Source organism: Bacteroides sp. ZJ-18 (genome assembly GCF_011038705.2).
Classification (GTDB): Bacteria; Bacteroidota; Bacteroidia; order Bacteroidales; family Bacteroidaceae; genus Bacteroides; species Bacteroides hominis.
The window spans coordinates 4,244,248-4,270,134 of sequence record NZ_CP072198.1 but is presented as its reverse complement, the minus strand read 5'-3'; the positions used below and the strand labels follow the sequence as shown (position 1 = coordinate 4,270,134).

Here is a 25,887-nt window from a genome sequence, read left to right as displayed (position 1 = left end):
AAAAAAATAAGCTGCCTCCGCAAAGGAGGCAGCTTATTTTTATCAATCGGAAGTCCGTTTGATTATTTCTTACGGTTACCGTAACGGCTCATGAACTTGTCAACACGTCCGGCTGTATCTACCAATGTAGATTTACCTGTGTAGAACGGGTGAGAAGTGCTTGAGATTTCGACTTTCAGCAACGGATAAGTTTCACCTTCGAATTCGATGGTCTCTTTAGTTGCCACAGTTGATTTAGACAAAAACATATCACCGTTTGACATATCTTTGAATACTACCGGACGGTATGATTCAGGATGAAGACCTTTTTTCATTTCAATATTTGTTTTTTAAATTATTATATCGTTTTACTATTTGGTAAGAATAGTGTAATGGTCATTTTTCAGAGCGCAAAGATAATGCTTTTTTGTTTCTTAGGAAAAAAGTTTCGGAAAAAAAGTCGTATTCTCGCTTTTTTTTAAGACTTTTGCAGGGTTGACGGAGAAAATCCGTTGGTTTAAAGTCAAGGTCCCGCTGGTTTGAAATCCCAAAAGGACATTAAATAGTTAAGAAATGAACTAAATTCACCACAAGGCAACACAGAGTCTTATAGAGATTTTTTCTTCTTTCCAATATCCTGATAACAAGAACTTAAGGCTCTGTGTTGCTCTGTGGTGAATCAAACTTAAAACAAAATTATGAAGAAACTGATTATTGCATTCGGCTTTTTAGTGTTGCTGTCTGTCGGTGTCCGTGCGCAGGAGCACAAAGACGGGCTGTACAGCGTTGCCTTTTACAATCTTGAAAACCTGTTTGATACCATTCACGATGCCGGAAAAAACGATTATGAATATCTGCCGGATGCTGCTAAGGGATGGAACTCGGAGAAGTATCACTCCAAACTGAAAAAACTGTCCAAAGTGCTGGGTGAACTATCGCGCGATAAAGTACCTGCCGGACCTGCCGCCATTGGGGTGGCCGAGGTTGAAAACCGGAATGTACTTGAAGACCTGATTCGCCAACCGGAAATGGCTGCGGGAGGTTATCGCTACATACATTACGAAGGACCCGATAAACGGGGAATCGACTGTGCGTTGCTGTATGATCCCAAACAGTTTACTCCCCGTACGACGGCATTGGTTCTTTCCACTCCGTTCGAAGGAGATACGATTCACAAGACCCGTGGATTCCTGATCGTCGGTGGTGAACTGGCAGGCGATAAGGTATGTATGATTGTAAACCATTGGCCATCCCGTGGGGCGGAAGAGCCTGTGCGTATGCATGCCGCCATGCAGGTGAAGGCATTGAAGGATTCGTTAATGCGTTCGGACAAAGACCTGAAACTGATTATTATGGGCGATCTTAACGACGACCCGATGGATCAGAGCCTTGCCGTGCTGGGAGCTAAGAAACACGTCGAAGATATGACGGAGGATGACCTCTATAATCCTTGGTGGGTGACGCTGGAAGATAAAGGAGTCGGCACTTTGCTGTATCGCGGCAAATGGAATCTGTTCGATCAGATTATTATTTCACCCAGTCTGCTTCAGGCTGCAAAAGGACTGAAATATGATCATAACGAAGTCTTTCTGCGTGAATACCTGTTCCAGCAGGAGGGCAGATACAAGGGTTCACCGTTGCGCACCTACGGCGGTAAGGTATGGTTGGACGGTTACAGTGACCACTTGCCTACCATAATATATATGAGGAAACAATAAAACCCTTTATTTGCTACGTAGACATTACAAACGGCTCTTAAAGGATGGGAAATAAATTGAAATAGGATTGAATTGCACCCGTCGGGCGGATATTTCCGTCCGACGGTTTCTCTATTCAAAGGATTATTCTTACTTTTGCGTAGAATTTTTGATTCACTAACAATAAACTTTTAAACAAAATGGTTAATTACAAAGATTTAGGTCTGGTAAACACTAGAGATATGTTTGCTAAGGCTATCAAGGGTGGATATGCAATCCCTGCATTCAACTTCAACAATATGGAACAGATGCAGGCTATCATCAAGGCTGCTGTAGAAACTAAGTCTCCGGTTATTTTGCAGGTATCAAAAGGTGCTCGTCAGTATGCTAACGCTACACTGTTGCGTTACATGGCTCAGGGTGCTGTAGAATATGCAAAAGAATTGGGCTGCAAAAATCCTGAAATCGTTTTGCACCTCGACCACGGAGATACTTTCGAAACTTGCAAAAGCTGTATCGACTCAGGCTTCTCTTCTGTAATGATCGACGGTTCTCACCTTCCTTATGATGAAAACGTTGCTCTGACTAAGAAAGTTGTTGACTACGCTCACCAGTTCGATGTAACTGTAGAAGGTGAACTCGGCGTATTGGCCGGTGTAGAAGATGAAGTTTCTTCAGACCACCACACATATACTGAACCGGATGAAGTAGTTGATTTCGTAACTAAAACAGGTTGCGATTCATTGGCTATCTCTATCGGTACTTCTCACGGTGCTTATAAATTTACTCCGGAACAGTGCCACATCGATCCGAAAACCGGCCGTATGGTTCCTCCTCCGTTGGCATTCAACGTATTGGATGGCGTAATGAAAGAACTTCCGGGATTCCCTATCGTTCTTCACGGATCATCTTCAGTTCCTGAAGAAGAAGTTGCAACCATTAACCAATTTGGTGGTGCACTGAAAGCTGCTATCGGTATTCCTGAAGACGAGTTGCGTAAAGCTGCTGCTTCTGCTGTTTGCAAAATCAACATCGACTCAGACTCTCGTTTGGCTATGACTGCTGCTATCCGTAAGGTATTTGCAGAAAAACCGGCTGAGTTCGACCCACGTAAATACCTGGGACCGGCTCGCGACAACATGGAAAAACTCTACAAGCACAAAATCATCAATGTGCTGGGTTCAGACAATAAATTGGCTGAATAAAAAAACATGATGTTGTTCATGTTTATTTAATTTACATTTTTGGAAGGCCACTCAAGCGATTGAGTGGCTTTTTTTAGGTCGGTCCGAAAATCCGGTTGCCATTCGGTTCGGGTTTTGATTCACTACGAGGGGTACAGAAGGCACAGAGTTTTCATCTTTTGTTTATGAAAGGTTCCGGAGAGAAATTCTCTTCTGTGAGACGTTATTCTCTTCTGTGGTGAATAATCAAATTCACCGGGTTTTCGGGACTGGCTTATCAAAGTTTTACATGCCGGGATAAATGGTTTTACGTACCGGGGTAAATGGTTTTACATGCCGGGATAAAAGCCTTTACATACCGGAGATAATGTCTTTACATACCGGGATAAATGGATTTACATTGAAAGAAAAATATTGGTAAATATAATCTGTTGATTATCAAATTTATCGGGACGGTTGTCAAACTACATATTTGCCGGAGGAATCTTTATTCTTTCCTCGTTCGTTATACCATATCGTCTCCCGTCTTTACGACAGCCACTTTCAATGTCTTATGGAAAGGGATAAAAGCTGCAACGACTGCAACCACCAGTGCCAGTATCAGCACATAACCGATCAGTGTTTTCAGAGCCAGCAAGAGAGATTGCTGTTGCAAAATGGAGTACAGGCTGTTGGTTGCCAACTGGCCGGCTTCGCTGAATTCGTGCCCCTGTGCCAGGGCGCTGTTCAGTGCCTGGTTATATTTCTGTTCGGCTATTGGATTGGTCAGCGTCATATTTTCCGAAAGAACATTCATGCCTTTCACCTGAAGATAATAGAGCATGTTATTGAAAAACGAGGCCGACAGGACCGGTGCCAGTGCCGACCGGAAGGAAATCAGGAAGAAAGCGTTGGACAGTGTCAGGCGCGGGTCTAAATCTTCGACGACAAAAACGCCGAATGCGATAAACAGGACCATCATGCCCACTCCTCGGAATAAGATAGGAAGGTAGAGCATTTCGTAAGTGCCATACGGGGTTATGCCAAAGTAGAGAATTGCCAGATAAATGACGTAACAGAACATGCCGCCTGAAATCAGAAAGCGAAACCGCCACCGTTGCCATCGGAACCACCAGAAACAAATAATCGCTCCCACGACATAGCCGGGCAACAGCCACAGGCTGAGTGAATTGGCATGAATGCTGTCTACCCGGATAATACTGTTCATGTAGTTGGTCACCAGTGAACTGGTGGCTGTCAGAAACATGGCGAGTACCATGAAGCCGTATCCGATGATGGATTTATGCAGAGTAAGTGGTTTCAGACTGACGAAAGGCTTCGGCTGTGTCCGTTGCCGGTAGATGAAAAGAGCTATCAGGAGAGGGATGATGAATACGTATACTCTTATTTTAGGGGATGCGAACCAGTCGAGTGTTTTGCCATAAGTGAAGGTATAGAGTGTCAGCAGATAGGCAGCGGCAATGATGAACATGCTCTTTCCGTCCATCTCCTTGAACGGGATGTGGACGGGACGTTGTGCGTAACGGAAAAAACACAATACAAACAGAATGGCAACCAGTAGAAGGATGGTGACGAAATAGTACATGTGCTGCCATTGATAATGATAGGCCAATTGTGCCGTGATAGCCATTGACAACTGTCCTCCGGAGAAGACAATGGGATAGAAGTAGGCGTAAAATTCACTTCGTATGTTTTTGGGACTGAAGAGTGGACGGATCAGGATGATGAACTCGAGCATGACGAAACCTTTGAGGAATCCCATGAAGAAACAGCATCCCATGATGACGTCCATGCTGCCTGTCTGTGCACAGATCAGGCTGAAGAAAACCTGTAGCAATAAGTCTGTGAGCAACAAGGTCTTCGAAGTGGCTATAGCACGTATTTTCGGTACGATGGGGTAGGCTACAGCCATCCCCACCGAAGCTGAATAATAGGCCATCGTGATATCTTCGCTCATCACTCCCAGCGTGTTCGACACTTCGATCATACTGCCTGTGTAAGCTCCGTTGAGCAGGGTGATGGGAAAAATGACGATGAACATCGTTACGATGCCCAACCATTGGGGCACCCAGGGGCGGGTAGGGAGGTTGAGCTTTACCATAGGCTTATGGGCGGACCGCCTCCGTTTCTACCATCATTCCGGCACGGAGGCATTCCATCTCTTTGGGTGAGGCATCGTTGAGGTCAATGCGGACAGGAATGCGCTGCTGTACTTTGACGAAGTTCCCGGCCGAATTGTCGGTAGGCACCAGGGAGTATTTTGACCCGGTAGCTTCGGAAATGGCCGTGACGGTTCCATGAAAGGTCCGGCCGCTGAAAGCATCTACTTTAATGCGAACCTTTTGTCCGATGTAGATGTGGGCTATCTGAGTCTCTTTATAGTTGGCAGTTACCCATTTATCATTGCCTCGTACCAGATACGAGAGAGTCTGTCCCCCTTGTACGAACTGTCCCGGTTCAAGGGTGCGCCGTCCCATGTATCCGTCATAAGGTGCGGTGACGACGGTATATGATAGGTTCAGTTTAGCCATATCCACTTCGGCCTCTTTACGGAGGATATTGGCTTCGGCACTGGTACTGCGTTTACTGGTTTCAGAGTACTGCGATTGGGCGGCTTCTTTCTGGCGCAGGAGGGCATTGTAACGTGCTCGGGTTGCTTCAAAATTTGCTTTTGCCAGTTCGTAGTCCTGTTGGCTGATGGCCTGTTTTTTCAGGAGCCGGGTGTATCGGTTCAGTTCGGCTTCCTGCTGTGAAAGCCGTGCTTGGGTTTCGGCTATGTTGGCGTCCTGTACGGCAATGTTCACTCCTGAGGTCCGGATGCCGGAGTTCAAAACCTCTCTGGAGCCTAAGGCATCCATCAAAGCGGCTTCCGCGTCTTTGAGTCGGATCCGGTATTCACGGTCATCCAGAATCAGGAGCGTGTCGCCGGCATGTACATACTGGTGCTCGGTGAAACGTACTTCTTTGATATATCCCGGTATCCGGATGTTGAGCGGAGCGATGTATTGGTCTACTACGGCATCATTGGTTATTTCGTAGCGGGCATATTTCCAGAAATAGTTTACTGTCCACGAGATACCTGCCAGTGCTAATAATATGCATACCGTGTTGAGAAAGGTGTTTCTGTACTTCAGCTTTCTTAATTCTTTTTGTTTCGCTTGATGGGTGGACATGGCCTGAGTTGATTTTAGATTTCGTTGAGAACTTCGTACAGTCTTTTTAAATCTTCGGTACATTCGTTTATCCGGCTGACCTCCATCTCTATTCCCGTTTGGGTATAGATATCGTTGATCAGCGGTTTCACTGTAAGGGCAAGTTCCTCGCCCTGTGCTGTAAGAAAAATCAGCCGGTTTCTCCGGTCGGATGAATCTTCTTTCCGTATCACCCAATTCTTTTTCTCCAGGTTATTGATCAGGTTAGTCAGGCAAGCTTTGTCTTTTGCCGTTTTCTCTGCCAGAGACTGCTGGCTGATACCTTGTTCGTTCCACAGGCAATTCATTACTTGCAGCATTTCGAAGGTCATATCTACGTTGTGCCGTTTGAGCACCCGTTGAAGGGTTTGACGGAAAGCCATCCGGGTTCGCAGGATTTGTAGAATAAGCTCGCGTGCCGATTCGTTGTTTGTCATCGTTGTATTCTTTTGGTCGGTGCAAAGGTAGCAATATTCTTCGATAATAGTCAAATGTTTGACTATTATTATTCGTGACAAAATTCACCACGGAGTAACACGGAGTAATACAGAGGTGATTTAAGTTGCTGATTATTATTGCAAACACTCTGTGCTACTCTGTGTTACTCCGTGGTAAAAAGACTTTTGACACCCCGAGCCTGCTTTGGGGTGAACGGGGCTAAAGCTCTATGACCATTGACTGGCGTGGAGCCATTGTCAGTTCCTCGTTCAGCATTATCATTTTTCCGCTAATGACGTCTTTGCCTTGAGTTTTATCTTTCAGTACTTCAGCGTAATATTTCAGAGGGAGTTTCACCTCCTTATCCGTACCGTTCAACAGGACAAATACTGTTTTTCCGTTATATTCGCGTGCATAGGCATATACACCGTGCTGAACCATGAACTGTTTCATGCTGCCTTTGGCAATCACATCGTTGCCTTTGCGCCAGTTCAGCAAATTGCGGTAGAAGTTATAGCTTTCGTTCTGTAGTTTGGTACGTCCCTCCGGAGTAAGAGCGTTTTCTTTATCATTGGCCCATCCGCCGGGGAAATCTTTTCTGACATAACCGTCGCTTTTGCTCTTTACTCCGTTCATCATGACTTCGGTTCCGTAATAGAGCTGCGGAATGCGCCGGGTGGTCAGCAAAAGGGTAGAGGCCTGTTTCAGCATGTCGAGATTTTCACCTTCACCCAGAAAGCGGTCGGTATCGTGATTCTCTATGAAAGCCAGCACGGATGCGGGATCGGGATACAGATAATCGTATACAAAGTTGTTGTATACCCGATCCAGACCTTTGAACCAGGTGTCGGTCTCTTCGTTCTTGGCTGTGTTGATTTTGTCGAAGAAACTGAAGTCCATCACAGTTTTCAGGTTACTGTTGCGTGGGGCGGAGAGTTTGGAATCTTTTTGCCACCAGGCTGTGTAGGCAGGTTCGGTTACCCAGGTTTCGCCTACCGTGTTATAGTTGGGATATTCTTCATTCAGTTCCTTCATCCAGTTGCTCATGGCATCGTAGTCGGCATACGGGTAAGTATCCATCCGGATGCCGTCGATATCGGCATATTCAATCCACCACAAACTGTTTTGCAGGAGATATTTGTATACGTGAGGGTTCTTCTGGTTCAAGTCGGGCATGGCTTCCACAAACCAGCCGTCATTCATCTGGTCGAAGTCATACTGTGAGGCGTACGGATCTACGTGAGGAGTCAGTTTGTAAGACGTCTGTACGAAGTTGTCTTTAAAATCGGAGTGGTTGAACCAGTCCTTCGAAGGCATATCCTTGATCCAGGGGTGTTCTACTCCGCAATGGTTGAAGATCATATCCATTACGACTTTAATGCCCCGGTTGTGAGCTTTGTCTATCAGCGAGCGATATTCTTCGTTGGTACCGAAACGTGGGTCTACCTTGTAATAATCGGTCGTGGCATAGCCGTGGTACGAACCACCTTTCATATTGTTCTCAAGTACCGGGGTGAACCAGAGTGCGGTCACTCCCAGGTCGGTAAAGTAGTCCAGGTTTTGTTCAATACCGGCGAGGTCACCGCCGTGGCGGGCGTTCGGGTCATTGCGGTCTACTTTATATTCTGCCATGCCTTCTATCTGGTCGTTGTCCGGGTTTCCATTGGCAAAGCGATCCGGCATTAACAGATATAGGGCATCCGATGCGTCAAAGCCTTTGTGGTCGGCTCCTGCTTTGCTACGTGCTCTCAATTCGTAATCCTTAACCAGCTTTTTCTTTCCGAGAGTGAATGTAATAGGCATTTTCCCCGGTTTAACATCTTTATCGAGATGAAGATAGACAAGCAGATAATTGTTGCTTTCCAGCTTCACGACGCTGCTGAGTGATACTCCGGGATAGTTTACTGATACGGATGCCTGGCCGATGCCTTCGCCGTATACCATTAACTGGAGTTCCGGATTGTTCATGCCGGTGAACCAGAAGGGCGGATCGATTTTTGATACGTTCATGGCTGCATAAGTACTTAATGAAAGTAAGAGAGAACCTAAGAAGAACAATAATTTTTTCATGATATTAGCTCGTTATTATTTAGATGCTGCTAATATAGGATAAATCATCGGATTGGTTCCTGTTTTCTTCCTTACTGTCCGCCATCTATTTATGCAAACGTTTTCATAGGAGATGCTTAAACCTGAATCGGGCATTTGTAATGTGCACAAAAGCCACTTTGGATACCTACTTTTCTCCTTTGAAGAATTTTTCCTTTCGGATACTTTCCAGTTTATTGGCGGCACTTTTATAATAGTCTATGCGAGGTGCGGGCTCCTCCTCTTCGACGTCGCTATCTTGTTGCAGCTCTATTGCCTTCTGTTGGGACTTTGTTCGTAAAAAAGCTTGCAAGTAGCGCTCTGTGGCTTTTGTATCTTTGATTTTATCGGATAGAAAGGCCATGTTATAAAGCAATATATGCCTGTCGGGGGCATACTTATATTGTTCTTTGATTGCTTTTATCTGCTCGCGGGTCTGTTTGGCCTCTTTATAACAATCCGCAAGTCCGAAATAGAGACGTTCCATTATACTGTCGGTGGGGATAGTCTGGTCGATGGCCTGATTCAGATACTCAATCCCATCTTGTTTCCACAAAGTCTTGGAGCAGGAGCGTCCCAAGTAGTAGAGCAGGTTGGCGCTGGGGGACTGGCGGGATTTTGCTTTAAGCAGCCAATCGCGTGCTTTAAAGTATTCTTTCGTGGCATAATAGCTGACCCCCAGATAATAACATGTCAGCAGGGTACTGTCTCCCTGGCTTGTCAGATCTTGATAACGTTTGATTGCCATGGGGTAGTTTTTGTGCAGACAATAAGCCAGGGCGTTCTGTCGGTTTACCTTTACATTGGTACTATCCATTTGGCGATATCCTTCTGTCAGGGCGATTGCCCCTTCATAATCCTGCATCGTATTGAGTATGCTGCCCAATCTGGCAACAGACAGATAGTCGGAAGGATATTTTCTGATGATGGAAATGTAACATAACATGCTTTCTATCGGCATGTTAAGTCCTTCCATACTTTCTGCCATTAATCGTAATACGGTAGCGGAACTGTCTTTCTTGGCCAATGTGACGCTTTCGTGCAGTGCATCTCCATATCGCTGCTGGTTGTATAGTAGACGGGTGTATTGCAGGTGTGCGTAAGTATGTTCCGGATTTAACTTCAAAACTTTCCGATAGTATTCCAAGGCCTCGTTGTACTTGCTCAGTTGCCTGCAACATTCAGCGGCTTCTATCAATGCCTGCTGGTTTTCGGGTAATCCGGAAATGATATGTTGTAAAGTGGACAAGGCTTCGGCAGTGTGTCCCAATCCCTTTAAAGCCTTGGCTTTTTGTAATAATAATTGCGATGAAGCAGTTTCTCCATCGATCAGTCTGATGGCCGTTTTGTAGTCATAGTTTGCCATTGCTTCCTGGATAGAAGTTACGTTCTGAGCGGACAATGCTACATTGAAGCCCAGACAGAGGAGGATCAGGAGGTATTTCATATGAGTAAATATAGGTTTTGTTATTTCGGGCTTTGTTCCGGTATTCCCTCGTTGAAGAATTTTTCTTTCTGTAAGTCCTTCAGCCACTTATCGGCAGCGTTGTAGTAGTTTTCAAGTCCCAGAACGAGTTCTCCTGTTTCGGCGGTGGCTTCCTCCTTTTTGGCGTCTTTGTTCCGGGTCTTTAAGAAGGCCTGCAAATAACGTTCGGTTGATTTGTGGTCTTTTAGCTGATATGAATAATTCCAGGCGATGTCATAAAGTAGTTTATGGTTCGTCTTATCATATTTATACAGCTCTTTGAGGGCTTGGATTTGTTTGGGTGTGTCTCTTGCCAGTTTACAGCAATCGACCAAGCCTTTGTAAAGACGGATCATGGCACTGTCTTTGGGGATGGTAAGTTCGATGGCTTTCTCCAGATGTTCTATGCCTTCCTTTTTCCAGGAAGTCTTGGCGCAACATCGTCCCAGATAATAGAGCAAGTTCGGATCTTCTTCCATATCTTTGTACAGTTTGCTGAAGCATGCGTGTGCTTCATAATAATATTCATCGGCATAATAGCTGATTCCCAGATAGTATAATGTTTGTGTACTGCTGTCTCCCTGCTGGCATAGATTTTCGTAACGTTTGATGGCCATCGGGTATTGTTGGGCACGACAATAGGCAAGTGCGTTTTGCTGGTTTACGATCAGGTTGGTTGAATCCCGTTCTCTGTAGCGTTCGGTTGCTTTGATCGCGTATTCGGGATATCCTGCCGCTATGTTCAGATTTCCCAGTTTGGCCGCTGCTAAATAGTCGTCCGGGTATTTGTCCTGAATGATTTCATAACAGCCGATGGCAGGCAGTATTTGTTGCATTCCTTCAAGGCTCTGTGCCTGTAGGTGGAGTACCACGGCCGAACTGTCCGTTTCGGACATCATTGAGCTCTCTCCAAAAGCTTCGGCATAATTTTTCGTATTGCAAAGCAAGTTGATAAATTGCAAGCGGGCATACTTGTTCTTGGGATTCAAGGTGATGGTTTTCCGGTAATAGTCCAATGCATCGTTATATTTAGCCATTGCTTTGCAACATTCCGCGGCTTCGATGTGTGCCTGTTGGTTGGTAGAATCTGCCGTAATTACTTGGCGGATGACACGGAGAGCCTCGGCGTTGTTGCCGATTCCTTTCAGGGCTTTGGCTTGCTGCATCAATAGCGGGATGGTAGGCTTCTCTTTGTTGATCAGTTCAATGGCAGTCTCGTAATCATAGTTTGCCATTGCTTCCTGAATCTTGTTTTGATTCGTGTTCTGTGCCGTTAGTATGGGGCTAAGACACAAGCAAAAGATAAAGATGAGTGGTTTCATAGCTTTTGTTTTCATAGGGCGTATGTTTTATTGCCTGCAAGTTAGTAAAAATATCGTTTCTACGAAGGGTTCGTAACGTCTTTTAGATAGATTAACGTAAAATGCAAGGCGCCTCTCTTTTCGCAAAGAGAGACGCCCCGGTTCTATTTTATGAAAAAGCTTTTAAACTACATAAGGAATCCGAGCAGGATACCGGCAGCTACGGCTGAACCGATTACTCCCGCCACGTTCGGACCCATAGCGTGCATCAGCAGATAGTTAGTCGGATCGTATTCCAAACCGACCACTTGTGAGATGCGCGCCGAGTCGGGTACGGCAGATACACCTGCATTACCGATCAGCGGATTGATCTTGTTGCCTTTCTTCAGGAAGAGATTGAAGAACTTCACAAACAAGACACCCGAGGTAGTGGCAATGATGAAAGAGAATGCACCGAGGATGAAGATCAGGATAGAATCCCAGGTGAGGAATTGTGAGGCTTGGGTAGAAGCTCCCACAGTCAGTCCCAACAGGATAGTGATGACATCGATCAACGGACCGCTGGCAGTATTTGCCAAGCGACGGGTTACACCGCTTTCTTTCAATAAATTACCAAAGAACAGCATACCCAGCAAAGGCAGACCCGACGGAACCAGGAAGCAAGTGAGCAACAGACCCACGATGGGGAAAATCACTTTTTCGGTATGCGATACGATTCTTGGTGGTTTCATGCGGATCAGGCGTTCGTGTTTAGTGGTCAGCGCACGCATGATGGGCGGTTGTATCACCGGTACCAGTGCCATGTAAGAATAGGCTGATACGGCGATGGCACCCATCAGGTTCGGAGCCAGTTTAGACGAAAGGAAGATCGCCGTCGGTCCGTCGGCACCACCGATGATACCGATAGCACCGGCTTGGTTAGGCTCAAATCCTATGAGGAGGGCAATGATGTAAGCGCCGAAGATACCGAACTGTGCGGCAGCTCCGATCAGCATCAGTTTGGGGTTGGAGATCAGTGCCGAGAAGTCCGTCATGGCCCCGATGCCTAAGAAAATAAGCGGCGGATACCAACCGGAGGTTACACCTTGATAAAGGATGTTCAGTACCGAACCTTCTTCGTAAATACCCACTTTTAATCCGGCTTCCATATTGAATGGAATATTACCGATCAGAATACCGAAGCCAATGGGGATCAGCAGCATCGGTTCGAATTCTTTGGCTACGGCAAGGTAGATAAAGAAAAGACCGATTAGCAACATGAAAAGATGTCCGGGTGTCGCGTTTGCGAAACCGGTGTATCCCCAGAAGTCAACAAGGTTATTCCCTAAGAATGATACGAAATCTCCCATAATTATTCAATGATTACGAGGTCTGTACCTTCAAGTACAGAATCTCCTTTATTAACTTTAATTTCTGCTACTTTTCCATCTTTATTGGCATTGATGTTGTTTTCCATCTTCATAGCCTCAAGGATGATGATAGTCTGGCCTTTCTTGACAGTGTCTCCTGCTTTCACCTTGATGTCGAGGATGACACCCGGCAGCGGAGATTTCACGCCGTCTCTCTTGGAAGCTGTCGGCTGTTTGGTCACTACCGGAGCTCCCGATTCGGTTTTCGGAGCGGCTGCCGGACGGGTAACCGGTTTCGGAGCAGCTTTGACGGGAGTATCCAACTCTACTTTGTAAGAGGTTCCGTTTACTTCAACATTGGCTATGTTATCTTCTACATCGTTCACTGTAACGTTGTAAAGGTTGCCGTTGATTTTATATTTATATTGTTTCATTGCTTCATTTTATTAGGGTTAGTAATTATCTTCTCGGAGTCTGACGCAGTGTGTAGATCTTCGAACTCCACGGTGAGTAGGTGCGTTTCACTTTGTTGATAGTCAGAATCATGTCTTCAACGTCGTGAGCGTCATTCAGGTATTCGTGCAAAGCCATGGCGATAGCGGCGGTCTCTTCACCTGTGTGGCTACCCAGGTTCTTCTCCTTCGCTTCCGTCTTGTCGGTGATACCGGTGGCTTTCATTGCGTTTTTCTTACCCAGTCTGACAGCGATATTACCTACCGCCTTGAATGAAAGATACAAAAGTACCAAACCAATGAATACGACTGACATGGCAATGATGGCCATACCAATACCGATAGAGTCGTGCTTTTTGAAGTTCTCGATCTTCGGGTTTTTGTCGATAGTCATATTGTTGGTGCTTGGAGTGACATAACTATGTTCTCCGCCACCTTTTACTACCCAGTTAGCACTTCCGTCTTTTTCACGGGCGTATGAACGGTCGGCAAGCTGACCGGCAGGGATGGTTACCTCGTCAATCAAAGTTTTACCGTTGGAATCATACAGAGCAATGTAGTTCTCTTTGTCCGGATCGAGCGTAAAGTTTACATGAAACGTACCCCGGTTAGGCATCCCGTCTGCCCAGAACAAAGCATGTTGGCGTGGCTTGATTAACGTCAGCACGTCGCCTTTGGGAATAGGATATTTGGTCGGATTGTTTTTATCGTTCGTCAGAAAGCAACCTTCCAGATTTACCGAAGCGAAAGAGGTATTGAATATCTCTATCCACGCATTGTGCAGTCCGTAATCATCCTGATAGTTCTGGTCGTTGATGACCAAAACTTCATTGATTTTCAGACTGGTGGCACTTTGCGCCCTGAGCCCCATGCAAACCATTGCCAGCAGAGCGATAAATATCCCGATTCTTTTCTTATTCATAACAATCGATTTTTATTTGTTACAATGGAATATTACCGTGCTTTTTAGCAGGGTTGGTTAATTTCTTAGTTTGCAGCTGTTGCAAAGCGCGGATCACGCGGAAACGAGTGTTTCTCGGTTCGATAACGTCGTCGATGTAGCCGTATTTGGCCGCATTGTACGGGTTTGCGAAGAGTTTGGTATACTCGGCTTCCTTGTCTGCCAGGAATTGAGCAGGGTTTTCCTGATCTTTGGCTTCCTTGGCATACAATACCGCTACTGCACCGGCACCACCCATTACGGCGATTTCGGCTGTCGGCCATGCATAGTTCATGTCACCGCGAAGTTGCTTGCAACTCATTACGATGTGTGAACCGCCGTAAGACTTACGCAGGGTTACGGTCACTTTAGGTACAGTGGCTTCGCCGTAAGCATACAGCAATTTGGCTCCGTGCAGGATCACACCATTGTACTCCTGACCTGTGCCCGGAAGGAATCCCGGAACGTCTACCAATGTTACCAGCGGGATGTTGAATGCGTCGCAGAAACGAACGAAACGGGCGCCTTTGCGTGATGCGTTGCTGTCGAGCACGCCTGCCAGATATTTAGGTTGGTTGGCAACCACACCTACCGACTGTCCGTTCATGCGGGCAAAACCGATGATAAGATTTTTGGCGTAGTCTTTCTGTACTTCCAGAAATTCACCGTTGTCGATGATGGCACCGATCACTTCGTACATATCGTACGGTTTGTTCGGGCTGTCGGGGATAATTTCGTTCAATAGGTCATCCATACGGTCGATCGGGTCGGTACAGTTCACCAATGGGGCTTCTTCCAGATTGTTTTGCGGGATAAAGCTGAGAAGTTTGCGGATGATCGCCAGACCTTCTTCTCCGGTTTCGGCTGTGAAGTGGGTTACACCCGACTTGCTGGCATGTACGCTTGCACCTCCCAGGTCTTCCTGAGATACGTCTTCACCTGTTACTGTTTTTACTACAGCAGGTCCGGTGAGGAACATGTAAGATGTACCTTCGGTCATCAGCGTGAAGTCTGTCAGGGCAGGAGAGTAAACCGCACCTCCGGCACACGGACCGAAAATACCCGAAATCTGTGGAATAACACCCGATGCCATGATATTACGCTGGAAAATTTCAGCATAACCGGACAGAGCGTTGATACCTTCCTGAATACGTGCGCCACCCGAGTCGTTGATACCGATAACAGGAGCACCCATCTTCATGGCCATGTCCATTACTTTACAGATCTTCTGTGCCATGGTTTCCGACAGTGAACCACCGAATACGGTGAAATCTTGTGCGAAAACATATACTAATCTACCTTCTATTGTTCCATAACCGGTTACTACACCGTCGCCGAGGAAATGTTTCTTTTCTTGTCCGAAGTTAGTACATCTGTGTTGAACAAACATATCCAGTTCTTCGAAACTACCTTCGTCAAGCAACTGTGCAATACGCTCGCGGGCCGTATATTTGCCTTTGGCGTGTTGTTTTTCAATAGCCTTTTCGCCACCACCTAAACGAGCCTGAGCGCGAAGTTCAATAAGCTCTTTTACTTTTTCAAGCTGGTTACTCATGAGTTTTTCTTAATTTAAAGGGTTATAATATTTACGATTAGACGATTTGCGATGTACGGTTGAAAATTGATAACCAAAGGTGTTTTCAATCATACATTCTGTGCTTGTCAAGTCGTATCTCTTTTTTAGTGTTCACAGAGTTCGGTCAGTACGCCCAAAGTTGATTTCGGGTGAAGGAAAGCGATATTTAAGCCTTCGGCTCCTTTGCGCGGGGCTTTGTCGATCAGGCGGATTTCCTTGCTTTCGGCTTCTGCCAGAGCGTTAGCCACACCGTCTTCAACGGCAAATGCAACGTGATGAACACCTGCGCCTTTGTTTTCGATGAATTTGGCGATGGTACTTTCCGGACATGTCGGTTCCAGTAATTCGATTTTGGTATCACCTACCTTCAGGAAGGCTGTTCTTACTTTTTGATCTTCTACAGTTTCGATGTTGTAGCATTTCAAACCTAATACGTTTTCATAATACGGAAGGGCTTCCTCGATACTTTTTACGGCAATGCCCAAGTGTTCAATGTGTGAAATCTTCATAACTATATTTTTTAATTTTGGTTTTAATCGTCTTTTTGGAATGGTATAAAACAGCACAAAGAAAATCAATTCTTGTTTAATAAAGAAATTTTTCTGCAATTAATTATGGTGAAAATAGGTTTAAAACCCAAGGGGCGTTACTTTAAAAGGTAGGCATTGTTGGTTTCAAGCCAATTCTTCTTTGGTTTTAAACCCAGAGGATGCTTGATTTTTAGACATATATTTTGATCAGCAGATTGTTCAGCCACTGCCAGCGGAAGCGGAACCAGCGTCGGGTACTGCTTTGTTTGCCGCCGAAGCGGAGTACGAAGTCGCGGTAACCGTGTTTCTTGAAGGGGAGTCCGGCATCCATGAATTCCATGTGACGGAACCCGTTTTGATGTGCGTCTTGTAAAGCTTTCCATACAGCCAGTATACCCGGGTATTGCAGAGCATAGGTTTTCCGCATACTTCCCGAGAACCACAGGTAGGCATCGTTGCCTGAATAGATACAGGCAGATCCTCCGATGATTTTTCCTTTGTAGCGGACAATGAAAATTTTACCTTGCTTGCTGTGGATCAGCCGTGTGTCCATGTGCTGGAAAAAGATGATATTGGGAAAGTGCTTACGGATGCGGGACGAGTAGAGATGTCGCAGCATGTTCGAGAATTCGCGGATTTCTTCTATCGTGTGTGCTTCGTCTACCGATGCGCCATTTTTCAGCCCTTTCTTGATTTGGCGGATACGGGAAGGGCTGAAACGCTGTTCCGCACTTTCGGTGCCGTGTAGTGAATTGCGTACCCGCAGCCAGTTGACAGGGAAGTATTTGTTCGACCGGAAGTATTTGTAACCGAACATGGCATTTTCAAGATTGCGAAATTCTATCAGGAACGAACTCCGCAATACTTCTGTGGTGAGATGCTCCAGCATTTCACCGAATATTTTTTCCTTATCGGCTTCTGCTGTCAGATATTCGCCGGTGCCATAAACTTCACATCGCTTGATAAGGGAAGGAGGAAACATGCGTATGCTTTTGCGGATGGCGGCAAGCAGCCGGGCAATTGGTTTTCCATCTTCCGAAGCCATGATCAGGAGCGGAGTGTAGCCCGGAGTTTCTTCATAAATCTGAAATAACTCCTTTGAATGAAATGTATTGGTTCCGGGAAAATCCGGAATTTCACTCCCTCGGTAATATGTAGTCAGTTTTAATGGCATATCGGGACAAATTTACATTTTTTATTTCTCTTTACAACATTTGCGGGGCTTATTTTGTTGACCTGTTATTTTGTGATTATCTTTGTAGATATACTACAATAAAATCCGTTTCGATTATGTTAGAAGAAATTCTTGAATTCAACAAAAAGTTCGTTGAGAACAAGGGATACGAAAAGTATATTACTAACAAGTACCCCGATAAGAAGATCGCCATCCTTTCATGCATGGATACCCGTCTGACTGAGTTGCTGCCTGCTGCTTTGGGAATCCACAACGGAGACGTGAAGATTATAAAGAATGCCGGTGCCGTCATTTCCCATCCTTTCGGCAGTGTCATCCGTAGCTTGCTGGTAGCCATCATCGAACTGGGGGTGGAAGAAATTATGGTCATTGCCCATTCGGATTGCGGTGCTTGCCACATGAACAGTGATGAAATGATTGCCCACATGAAAGAGCGGGGAATCAAATCTGAAACGATCGACATGATACGCTACTGCGGTGTCGACTTCAGTTCGTGGCTGGGAGGTTTCGACGATCCGGTTGAGTCTGTCAGGGGGACGGTCCGTTCTATCGAGAACCATCCGCTGATCCCGAAAGACGTCCGGGTGCATGGCTTTATCATCGATTCACTGACCGGTGAATTGACGAGAGTGGAATAAATTGCCTATCTTTGCAGGGAAATCATTACCGGTTATGCAGATTCATACAGATCGGACTTTTTATTATGATTCTGTATAAGTCTGCGGTAAATGTTCGTTTATTAAAAACAATGCATTTATAGTATATGGAAAATTTCAGTGAACTGATAAAGAAACGCCGCAGTATGCGGAAATTTACAGGAGAAGAACTTTCTCAGGAGGAGGTAGTCGCTTTGCTGAAAGCGGCTCTGATGGCTCCCACTTCTAAACGTAGCAATAGTTGGCAGTTTATCGCGGTCGATGATAAAAAGCTGCTTGGCGAACTCTCGCACTGTAAAGAGCAGGCTTCTGCTTTCATTGCCGATGCCGCGCTGGCAATTGTGGTTACTGCCGATCCTTTGGCAAGCGATGTTTGGATTGAAGATGCTTCCATTGCTTCCATCATGATTCAGCTTCAGGCCGAAGACTTGGGATTGGGCAGTTGCTGGGTGCAGGTACGCGAGCGTTATACTGCTGCCGGAATGCCTTCCGATGAGTTTGTGCGTGGTGTGCTCGACATTCCTTTGCAGTTACAGGTGTTGTCCATCATTGCGATCGGGCACAAAGGCATGGAGCGTAAGCCCTTCAATGAAGATAATCTGCAATGGGAGAAAATCCATATTAATAAGTTTGGAGGCAAGTAGCGGTGAGTGCGGTAAAAGCAAACAATAAAGATACATATAAAGCCACGGCAGTCACCCTTATTGTGATAGGGATGCTCTATCTGATAGACAAACTGATACACTTTTCTGCATTGGGTATACCCTGGGTGATGAATAAAGATAATCTTTTGCTCTACACTGCGGTTATTTTCCTGTTTATCAAACGGGACAAATCCGTCGGCCTGGTGCTGCTCGGATTGTGGCTGGTACTGAATATCGGCTTGATTGTCTCACTGCTTGGTTCGATGTCCGGTTACCTGCTGCCCTTGGCTTTATTGATAATCGGAGGTATATTGTATTTGATTTCAACACGATGAAAAGAAGTATAGAAGATACACCGATTGTGTTTATCGGTGCCGGGAATCTTGCCACAAATCTGGCAAAGGTTCTTTATCGGAAAGGATTCCGTATCGTACAGGTATATAGCCGTACGGAAGAGTCGGCCCGTGAGCTGGCGCAGAAAGTAGAAGCTGAGTATACGACGAGCCTTGAAGAGGTGAATCCATATGCAAAGTTGTATATCATTTCGCTCAAAGATTCCGCCTTTGCCGAACTTCTTCCCGCTATCGTAGCCGGTAAACGGAAAGAGGCATTGATGGTGCATACGGCAGGCAGCATTCCGATGAGTATTTGGGAAGGACATGCGTCACATTATGGGGTGTTCTATCCCATGCAGACTTTCAGTAAGCAACGGGAAGTCGATTTTAAGGAGATTCCTTTCTTTATAGAAGCTTCTTCGACCGAAGATGCCGCATTTCTGAAAGCTATTGCGTCTACCTTGTCGAACCGTGTATATGATGCCGATTCGGAACAACGCAAGAGCCTTCATCTGGCTGCTGTGTTCACATGCAATTTCACTAATCACATGTATGCCCTTGCCGCCGAACTGCTTAAGAAATATAACTTGCCGTTCGACGTGATGTTGCCGCTAATTGATGAAACGGCCCGTAAAGTGCACGAATTGGAACCTAAAGCAGCACAGACGGGACCTGCGATCCGTTATGACGAGAACGTCATCGGCAATCATTTGCGGATGCTTGCCGATGATCCCGGGATGCAACAATTATATGAATTACTTAGCCGAAGTATCCACGAAAGACATTAACCCCAAATATAAATAAGAATGAGTACTATCAATTACGACCTCACCCGGATTAAAGCACTTGCTTTTGATGTAGACGGAGTGTTGAGTGCAGATGTGATTCCACTCCATCCGTCGGGTGAACCGATGCGTACGGTAAATATAAAAGACGGCTATGCGATCCAGCTGGCTGTGAAAAAAGGTCTTCATATTGCCATTATCACAGGTGGACGGACCGATGCGGTGCGGAAGCGCTTTGCCGGATTGGGGGTATCCGATCTCTATTTAGGCTCTGCCATAAAGATACACGATTATCGTGATTTCCGTGACAAGCATGGACTCGCGGACGAGGAGATACTCTACATGGGCGATGACGTTCCCGATATGGAAGTGATGCGTGAGTGCGGATTGCCCTGTTGTCCCAAAGATGCCGCTCCCGAGGTGAAAGCCGTTGCCTGCTACATTTCATATGCCGACGGCGGATACGGTTGCGGACGTGATGTGGTGGAGCAAGTACTTAAAGCGCAAGGCAAATGGTTGTCGGATGATGCTTTCGGGTGGTGATTTTTAGTATATAACTCTTTAATTTATTAGTATGCTTGCTAACTTGAATCGTTATAAAATCGTATTGGCATCTAATTCTCCACGACGGAAAGAGTTGATGACCGGCTTGGGGGTAGATTATGTGGTAAAAACATTGCCCGATGTCGATGAGTCTTATCCCGACTCTCTGCAAGGCGAAGAGATTCCGCTGTTCATAGCCCGTGAGAAAGCGGCCGCTTATCAGTCTGTGATGCACCCGGAGGAACTTTTGATAACTGCCGATACCATAGTCTGGCACGAAGGTAAGGCACTTGGGAAACCTTCCGGACGTGAAGATGCCATAGAGATGTTGCGAAATCTTTCCGGTAAGTCTCATCAGGTGATCACTGGGGTATGCCTCACCACCTGTGAGTGGCAAAAGAGTTTCGCTGCTGTGACAGATGTCCGTTTCGCAACACTTGATGAAGACGAAATTATTTATTATGTCGATCACTATCAGCCAATGGACAAAGCCGGTTCGTATGGCGTGCAGGAGTGGATCGGTTTTGTCGGGGTTGAATCCATTTCCGGCAGTTACTTCAATGTAATGGGGCTTCCTATCCAGAGGCTATACCGGGAGTTGAAACAACTGTAGGAGGCTGTTTCTGACGCTAACTTCATATCGCTTGATTTCGTATGGCATTTTCCTCGTTCATCGGAAGGAGGAGAATGCCATACGTGTTTATTGCCTTGGAGGGATCAGGATGGTAACTTGAGTTGTGTAACGGTCACTATTCTGAGAGTTGATTATTTGTTTTCTGTATTCTCTTTCTCCATTTCGATGTTGATAATCGTGTTGTCCCATTTGTTCATCTTTTGCGTGCCCAGGTCGACTAAGAAGCCGGGCCAGAATAAAATATTCCACAGGCAGGCATTGTTGAAAGTAGATTCCAAGACAAAGGGAGTGGTTTGGTATCCTTCCTTTTTGGCCAATAACTGTTTGTCTTCTCTTTTCTTTTTGATCTGGACGGTAACACTGTTGTCTTCTTTGATTTCCGCTATTTTCTGTTTGGTCGATGCTTCGTAGATTTTAGTTCCATTCATTCCCGTAAAAGTGATGTCTTGTTTGGAACTGCTGAATAGTGTACAGCAAGATGAACATGAAATGCAGATGGATACTAATAATAAAATCTTTTTCATAAATTAAGTTTTTGATGTTATATAATTATTTTCTCTGATATATTTATCTGTTTTGTGTAAAAGACGTTTTGGGGTTGTTTTCATTGCCGGCAGGTGCCGAATCTTGATAAATAACTTTCAGCAGGCGTGCCCCCAGCAGAGGACGATAATGACCGGGATCATAGTAATGATGTATATCGGCTGTATATTCATTAGTTCCCGTGAAATCCCATACGGCAGAAGCACCCAGTATCTCCTTCATTCTTTTGATGTCTTCCCGGTTCGTTTTTTTCTGAAAATAATCCGGGCCGATGATGAATTTCAGGTTTGTATGATGCTTATCACAAATTTTTTTAATGGCACGAAGTACTTGAATCTGGCTGACAGACACAGCCGGCAGTTCTTCTTTGCCTGCATCCGTTCGTTTTTTGAATTCTTTTTCATGATGGGTCCAGTACAATTCGCCATCCTGTCCGATCTCTTTTTCTCTGGGATTGATAAAGTTGTTCGTGTAAGGTTCCCGAATGGGATCTCCCGGATTTATGACCCCTTTCATATAAGGAGCATACTTATGTCCGATCAGGTAGCCTATGTAAGGAATTGTTTTGTCAGGATAGAGGAATTCCTGCAAAAATCTCAGATGGAATCCCAACTGGCTGATACCGGCTGCCTCAGCCGAAAACAGATGGTCGTTGCCCGACAGGGGCTTACTTCTATCCAGTGCTTTTTTATCCAAAACGACTAATACATTTTTCAGAGGGGCACCTACGGAATCGAGTGCTTGAAGCTTCTGGCGCACACCGCCCAGGCTTTCCCAGTTGTCATAAAAGCGCACGGCATGATCGTCCTTATCCAGATACTTCTCCCATTCTCCTGTCAGGAATGCCATGGTACAGGAGTTGCCGAGTATAAACGAGTTATAGGCTATCGAATCACGATTCTGAAGATAATTCTGCCATCCCACATGCGCTTCGTTGAGCAGTACGGGAGAGTTATCGAATCGTTTGTAGGAGTGCAGCACCATATAAGGGTCGAAAATGAAATAGATGGCCACTATCGGGAAAAGCGGTAATGCCAATAACAGGAGTTTCAGGCAGAAACGTGTTTTGGGAGAGATTTTCGGTGAATGTAGCATGGGTGTAATTGGTTTCGATTAAAATTGTAAATAGATAAAAGTTTCCGTATCGAACTTACCTAACATCAGCAGGGCAAATACCAGCAGATAGTAAACACTCCACCGTAGCCATGCGGGCTGGCGTTCGAGTGTTTCCATCAGGTTATATTTAGATGCATAATATTCATAGATCAATACCAGTAACAGGGCCGAACCTGCTACAATGCAATTGTGGTCGCGTATGCCGATGTTCATTTCCTTCCAGGAAGAATGTACTTCGAACGAGATGTTCCGTAAAAAATACCAGGCATCGCTCAATGATTGTACACGGAAGAAAATAAGTGAGAGCGCAAACAACAGATAGGTACGGATTATCAACAGGCTATCGGATGCATATTTCCCGATATATTGGGGTAACTTATTGCGAAAAGCAGAGGTTTTCATTTCCCAGCAGATCAATATGCCCTGAATCAGTCCGTATATGGCGAAGGTTAATCCGGAGCCATGCCATAATCCCAATGCCAGAAAGGTGATGATAAGGCTGAAGTAGACTCCCCACTGTCCCCAGTTACGGGTACCGGCGGTTAACGGCACATAGAGATAATCGCGTACCCAAAAAGAGAGTGACATGTGCCACCGGCGCCAGAAATCGGCGGTGGAACGTGCGGCAAACGGGCGGTTGAAGTTTGGCGATAGCTTGATGCCGAACAGGTAGGCTCCTCCGATGGCAATGTCCGTATAGCCGGAGAAATCGGCATACAGTTCGATAGGATAGAGCAGGCAGGTCATCAGTAGTTGGACACCCGAAAGGTCATGGATCGAATGAAACATGATATCCGTCTGCGGGGCTATCTGATTGGCTATAAGCAGTTTCTTTATCAGTCCCAGCAAAATATATTTCAGTCCGGTCACTGCGTTCGAGTAGATGAACGGGCGAGGGTCTTTCAGTTGTGGCAACAAGTCTCCACCCCGTTCGATGGGACCGGAGAGGAATTTCATGAAGAAAAGCATATAGATCAGGAAATCTACCCAGTTTTTTTCGGCACGTTGCTCCTGCCAGTACACATCTGTCAGATAACCGATGGCCTGGAATGTGTAGAATGACATTCCAAGTGGAAAGATGATGTCATCTATCACTGTGCCATGGAGTAGGAGCCATCCGCCTATCAGACCGATGATTCCTGCGATATAGATTACTTTGGTCTTTTTCCCGGATTTTGCCCTGTTTTCCATCCATTGTGCCCAGAAGAAGGTGAACAGTGCCACCACTACTGCCGTCAACAGGAATGGCAGATAATACCATCCGATGAAGATGCAACTGGCTGCCAGTAGTATGAAGTTGCGGGCACGTCCTTTGACTGCATAGTAGAGAAAGAAACAGAGAGTAATCAGAGCCAGGAAACTAAAGGAGAGAAACTGCATGATTTATTCCATTTTGGTTAATAAGGCACTGCATAGGTCGCCGACATTCTTGAATTTAATTACTTCCCGAAAGTTGAAACGTACTCCGAAACGTTTCTCGATTTGGGCTATAATTTGCATATGGGTCAGTGAGTCCCAGCCATCTACGTCTTGAGAGGTGGATGATTCGCTGATACAGACGTTGTCCTTCTTTAAAATATCACGGAAAATGCTTTGTAGTTGTTTTAATACTTCTTCTCGGTTCATATTTATATTGTTTTTAGAGTTCCTTCTCTCTTATCAGTTCAACAATTTTTTTTCGATCTGTTTTATTGCTATTGGTTACCGGAAACTGAGGGATACAATGAATTTGTTTCGGTAACATGTATTGTGGCAGTTTTTCTTTCAGATATTCTATCAATGTGTTTTGGTCACATTCGGTCGTTTCGACTGCCAGATGCAGTTCGTTGCAAATTCCGTCACAGATTAACGGAAGGGCAGCCACGTTGCAAGGAGTCTTGAAAAACGACTGGGCAGTGTATTCTATTTCGCTTAGTTCTATTCTGAAGCCCTGTATTTTCACTTGATAGTCCTTACGCCCGCAATAAATGATATCTCCATCGTTGTCTAAAATACACAGGTCTCCGGTCCGGTAATAAATTTGTCCGTCAGGACGGTGTATTAGAGCCGATGCCGATTTTTCCGGATCATCCAGATAGCCTTTCATTACTTGCCGACCGGATACCCAAAGTTCTCCCGTCTCTCCCTGAGGCAGACCATTTCCTTCTTCGTCAACAATGATGACGCGGATACCGGGAAATGGTTTTCCGATAGCCACCATTCCGTTGTAATGCTTGCATGTACCGGAAGCCGGAATACGGTAACAGGTACAGTAAATCGTAGCCTCTGTCGGGCCGTACAGGTTGACGAACTCTGCGTTGGGTGCCGATTTTCTGAATCGTTCCAACAGTTCGGTTTGCGAAGCCTCTGCCGATACTCCCAGATATTTCAGAGCAGGCAGGCTGATTTCATCGAAATAGGGTGAAAGAAGTTGTAATAGAGAGGGGGTGACCGTGGCGAAGGTCAGCTCGTACTTCTCCAGAAGTTCGAACACCTTGAAATGCTTTACATCCTGATGGGCCACTGTATAAACGGAAGCTCCTAAAGTCAGGGGATAAAGTAATGATACGACGGATACGTCAAATGTCAGCTCAAACATTTGTAACATGCGGTCGTGTTCATCCAGGTTCCAGTTAAGGGAATCGTATGCCTGATAAAAAGTGTTCAGATTGGCACGTGTGATGGGGACTCCTTTGGGTTCGCCTGTGCTTCCCGATGTAAAAATGATATAAGCGTTTTTTTCTTCTTCCGGCGGGTAGAATTGCAGCCTTGACAATTCCGACGGTGCTTTTCCCGACAGCTTGTCTGTGTTGATTACTCTGAAGAGGTCGGTTCCGAATGCCGGGCGTTCGACATGGCTTGTGCAGAGCAAAGTATGCAATCCGGCCAGTCCGGCTATTTTGAGATTACGTTCTTCCGGGTAAGCAGGATGCAGAATGACATATGTTTTTCCACTGGCCAGTACCGCCAGAATGGCTGCGTAGGTTTCAATCCGGTTTTCCGCAATGATCCCGATTCTTTCATCTTCTATCTCTGATAGCGAATGGGCGACGGAGGCTGTTATTTTGCCAAGTTGGGCATAAGTATAATGTTTATCGTCAATGATAAATGCTTCGTTTTCGGGATAACGTTGCATGGCGGAAAGAATATCATTGGTAATATCCTTCCGGGGAGATGTTGTCATATCCATTAGTTTTTATTCATGTTTTGGGTTTAGGAATTCCTTCTATCTTCTTGAGATTATTTATTAAAAAGACAGGGAAATGA

The 25,887-nt window shown here is 45.5% G+C and carries 26 protein-coding genes; 8 read left to right on the top strand and 18 right to left on the bottom strand.

Going from position 1 to position 25,887, the window contains the following annotated elements; genetic code table 11:
• Positions 1-62: 62 nt before the first annotated feature.
• Positions 63-314 (bottom strand): type B 50S ribosomal protein L31, encoded by a 252-nt coding sequence (locus G7Y45_RS17365; RefSeq protein WP_005780644.1) that lies wholly within the window; start codon positions 312-314, stop codon positions 63-65.
• A 363-nt stretch (positions 315-677) separates the two neighbouring features.
• On the opposite strand from G7Y45_RS17365, the gene G7Y45_RS17360 reads away from it, so the two are divergent.
• Both G7Y45_RS17360 and G7Y45_RS17355 read left to right on the top strand, forming a co-directional pair.
• Complete coding sequence (locus G7Y45_RS17360) at positions 678-1,697, top strand: endonuclease (RefSeq protein ID WP_005780642.1); 1,020 nt, start codon at positions 678-680, stop codon at positions 1,695-1,697.
• A 179-nt stretch (positions 1,698-1,876) separates the two neighbouring features.
• Positions 1,877-2,881 (top strand): class II fructose-bisphosphate aldolase, encoded by a 1,005-nt coding sequence (locus G7Y45_RS17355; protein ID WP_005807673.1) that lies wholly within the window; start codon positions 1,877-1,879, stop codon positions 2,879-2,881.
• Between the two features lie 484 nt (positions 2,882-3,365).
• On the opposite strand, the gene G7Y45_RS17350 is transcribed toward G7Y45_RS17355, so the two are convergent.
• The 12 genes from G7Y45_RS17350 to G7Y45_RS17295 form a co-directional block, all read right to left on the bottom strand.
• Complete coding sequence (locus G7Y45_RS17350) at positions 3,366-4,961, bottom strand: MFS transporter (RefSeq protein WP_022012322.1); 1,596 nt, start codon at positions 4,959-4,961, stop codon at positions 3,366-3,368.
• Between the two features lie 4 nt (positions 4,962-4,965).
• Positions 4,966-6,033, bottom strand: coding sequence for an HlyD family secretion protein (locus G7Y45_RS17345; RefSeq protein ID WP_122296179.1), 1,068 nt, complete (start codon positions 6,031-6,033; stop codon positions 4,966-4,968).
• 14 nt (positions 6,034-6,047) lie between these two features.
• Complete coding sequence (locus G7Y45_RS17340) at positions 6,048-6,488, bottom strand: MarR family winged helix-turn-helix transcriptional regulator (protein WP_005780636.1); 441 nt, start codon at positions 6,486-6,488, stop codon at positions 6,048-6,050.
• Between the two features lie 220 nt (positions 6,489-6,708).
• The gene (locus G7Y45_RS17335) at positions 6,709-8,559 is read right to left on the bottom strand and encodes a glycoside hydrolase family 13 protein (RefSeq protein WP_022012320.1); all 1,851 of its coding nucleotides are present in this window, start codon (positions 8,557-8,559) and stop codon (positions 6,709-6,711) included.
• Positions 8,560-8,725: 166 nt separating this feature from the next.
• On the bottom strand, positions 8,726-10,024 hold the full coding sequence (locus G7Y45_RS17330; RefSeq protein ID WP_165015621.1) for a tetratricopeptide repeat protein: 1,299 nt from the start codon (positions 10,022-10,024) through the stop codon (positions 8,726-8,728).
• A gap of 20 nt (positions 10,025-10,044) precedes the next feature.
• Positions 10,045-11,379: a lipopolysaccharide assembly protein LapB gene (locus tag G7Y45_RS17325; RefSeq protein WP_032531667.1), complete on the bottom strand. Its 1,335-nt coding sequence runs from the start codon at positions 11,377-11,379 to the stop codon at positions 10,045-10,047.
• A gap of 152 nt (positions 11,380-11,531) precedes the next feature.
• Positions 11,532-12,692 carry a sodium ion-translocating decarboxylase subunit beta gene (locus tag G7Y45_RS17320; RefSeq protein ID WP_005780630.1) on the bottom strand — a complete coding sequence of 387 codons (1,161 nt, stop codon included), beginning with the start codon at positions 12,690-12,692 and terminating at the stop codon, positions 11,532-11,534.
• Positions 12,693-12,694: 2 nt separating this feature from the next.
• Positions 12,695-13,126 carry a biotin/lipoyl-containing protein gene (locus tag G7Y45_RS17315; protein WP_005780629.1) on the bottom strand — a complete coding sequence of 144 codons (432 nt, stop codon included), beginning with the start codon at positions 13,124-13,126 and terminating at the stop codon, positions 12,695-12,697.
• A gap of 25 nt (positions 13,127-13,151) precedes the next feature.
• Positions 13,152-14,066 carry an OadG family transporter subunit gene (locus tag G7Y45_RS17310; RefSeq protein ID WP_005780627.1) on the bottom strand — a complete coding sequence of 305 codons (915 nt, stop codon included), beginning with the start codon at positions 14,064-14,066 and terminating at the stop codon, positions 13,152-13,154.
• 19 nt (positions 14,067-14,085) lie between these two features.
• Positions 14,086-15,639 carry an acyl-CoA carboxylase subunit beta gene (locus tag G7Y45_RS17305; protein ID WP_005780626.1) on the bottom strand — a complete coding sequence of 518 codons (1,554 nt, stop codon included), beginning with the start codon at positions 15,637-15,639 and terminating at the stop codon, positions 14,086-14,088.
• Between the two features lie 125 nt (positions 15,640-15,764).
• Positions 15,765-16,169 carry a methylmalonyl-CoA epimerase gene (gene mce, locus G7Y45_RS17300; protein ID WP_005780623.1) on the bottom strand — a complete coding sequence of 135 codons (405 nt, stop codon included), beginning with the start codon at positions 16,167-16,169 and terminating at the stop codon, positions 15,765-15,767.
• Between the two features lie 211 nt (positions 16,170-16,380).
• On the bottom strand, positions 16,381-17,364 hold the full coding sequence (locus G7Y45_RS17295; RefSeq protein WP_005807663.1) for a GNAT family N-acetyltransferase: 984 nt from the start codon (positions 17,362-17,364) through the stop codon (positions 16,381-16,383).
• A gap of 116 nt (positions 17,365-17,480) precedes the next feature.
• Between G7Y45_RS17295 and G7Y45_RS17290 the strand changes: the two genes are divergently transcribed.
• The 6 genes from G7Y45_RS17290 (at position 17,481) to G7Y45_RS17265 (ending at position 20,961) form a co-directional block, all read left to right on the top strand.
• On the top strand, positions 17,481-18,023 hold the full coding sequence (locus G7Y45_RS17290; protein ID WP_005780619.1) for a carbonic anhydrase: 543 nt from the start codon (positions 17,481-17,483) through the stop codon (positions 18,021-18,023).
• A gap of 125 nt (positions 18,024-18,148) precedes the next feature.
• Positions 18,149-18,685 (top strand): nitroreductase family protein, encoded by a 537-nt coding sequence (locus G7Y45_RS17285; protein WP_005780618.1) that lies wholly within the window; start codon positions 18,149-18,151, stop codon positions 18,683-18,685.
• Between the two features lie 2 nt (positions 18,686-18,687).
• Entirely contained in the window at positions 18,688-19,020 is a 333-nt protein-coding gene (locus G7Y45_RS17280) for a hypothetical protein (protein ID WP_005780616.1), read from the top strand.
• Complete coding sequence (locus G7Y45_RS17275) at positions 19,017-19,808, top strand: Rossmann-like and DUF2520 domain-containing protein (RefSeq protein WP_005780614.1); 792 nt, start codon at positions 19,017-19,019, stop codon at positions 19,806-19,808. Before G7Y45_RS17280 ends, G7Y45_RS17275 begins: the two co-directional genes overlap by 4 nt.
• A gap of 18 nt (positions 19,809-19,826) precedes the next feature.
• On the top strand, positions 19,827-20,348 hold the full coding sequence (locus tag G7Y45_RS17270) for an HAD family hydrolase (protein ID WP_022012026.1): 522 nt from the start codon (positions 19,827-19,829) through the stop codon (positions 20,346-20,348).
• Positions 20,349-20,379: 31 nt separating this feature from the next.
• Positions 20,380-20,961 (top strand): Maf-like protein, encoded by a 582-nt coding sequence (locus G7Y45_RS17265; protein WP_005807660.1) that lies wholly within the window; start codon positions 20,380-20,382, stop codon positions 20,959-20,961.
• A gap of 152 nt (positions 20,962-21,113) precedes the next feature.
• On the opposite strand, the gene G7Y45_RS17260 is transcribed toward G7Y45_RS17265, so the two are convergent.
• Genes G7Y45_RS17260 through G7Y45_RS17240 form a run of 5 tightly spaced genes read right to left on the bottom strand, consistent with a single transcriptional unit; the run spans position 21,114 to position 25,804 of the window.
• The gene (locus G7Y45_RS17260; RefSeq protein WP_005807659.1) at positions 21,114-21,506 is read right to left on the bottom strand and encodes a hypothetical protein; all 393 of its coding nucleotides are present in this window, start codon (positions 21,504-21,506) and stop codon (positions 21,114-21,116) included.
• A 43-nt stretch (positions 21,507-21,549) separates the two neighbouring features.
• Positions 21,550-22,620, bottom strand: coding sequence for a hypothetical protein (locus tag G7Y45_RS17255; RefSeq protein ID WP_032540159.1), 1,071 nt, complete (start codon positions 22,618-22,620; stop codon positions 21,550-21,552).
• Positions 22,621-22,638: 18 nt separating this feature from the next.
• Positions 22,639-24,021, bottom strand: a complete 1,383-nt coding sequence (locus G7Y45_RS17250) for an MBOAT family protein (protein ID WP_005807657.1) — start codon at positions 24,019-24,021, stop codon at positions 22,639-22,641.
• A gap of 3 nt (positions 24,022-24,024) precedes the next feature.
• A complete protein-coding gene (locus G7Y45_RS17245; protein ID WP_005807656.1) occupies positions 24,025-24,267 on the bottom strand; it encodes an acyl carrier protein in 243 nt (80 codons plus the stop codon).
• Between the two features lie 13 nt (positions 24,268-24,280).
• On the bottom strand, positions 24,281-25,804 hold the full coding sequence (locus tag G7Y45_RS17240; RefSeq protein ID WP_165015624.1) for an amino acid adenylation domain-containing protein: 1,524 nt from the start codon (positions 25,802-25,804) through the stop codon (positions 24,281-24,283).
• Positions 25,805-25,887 lie beyond the last annotated feature (83 nt).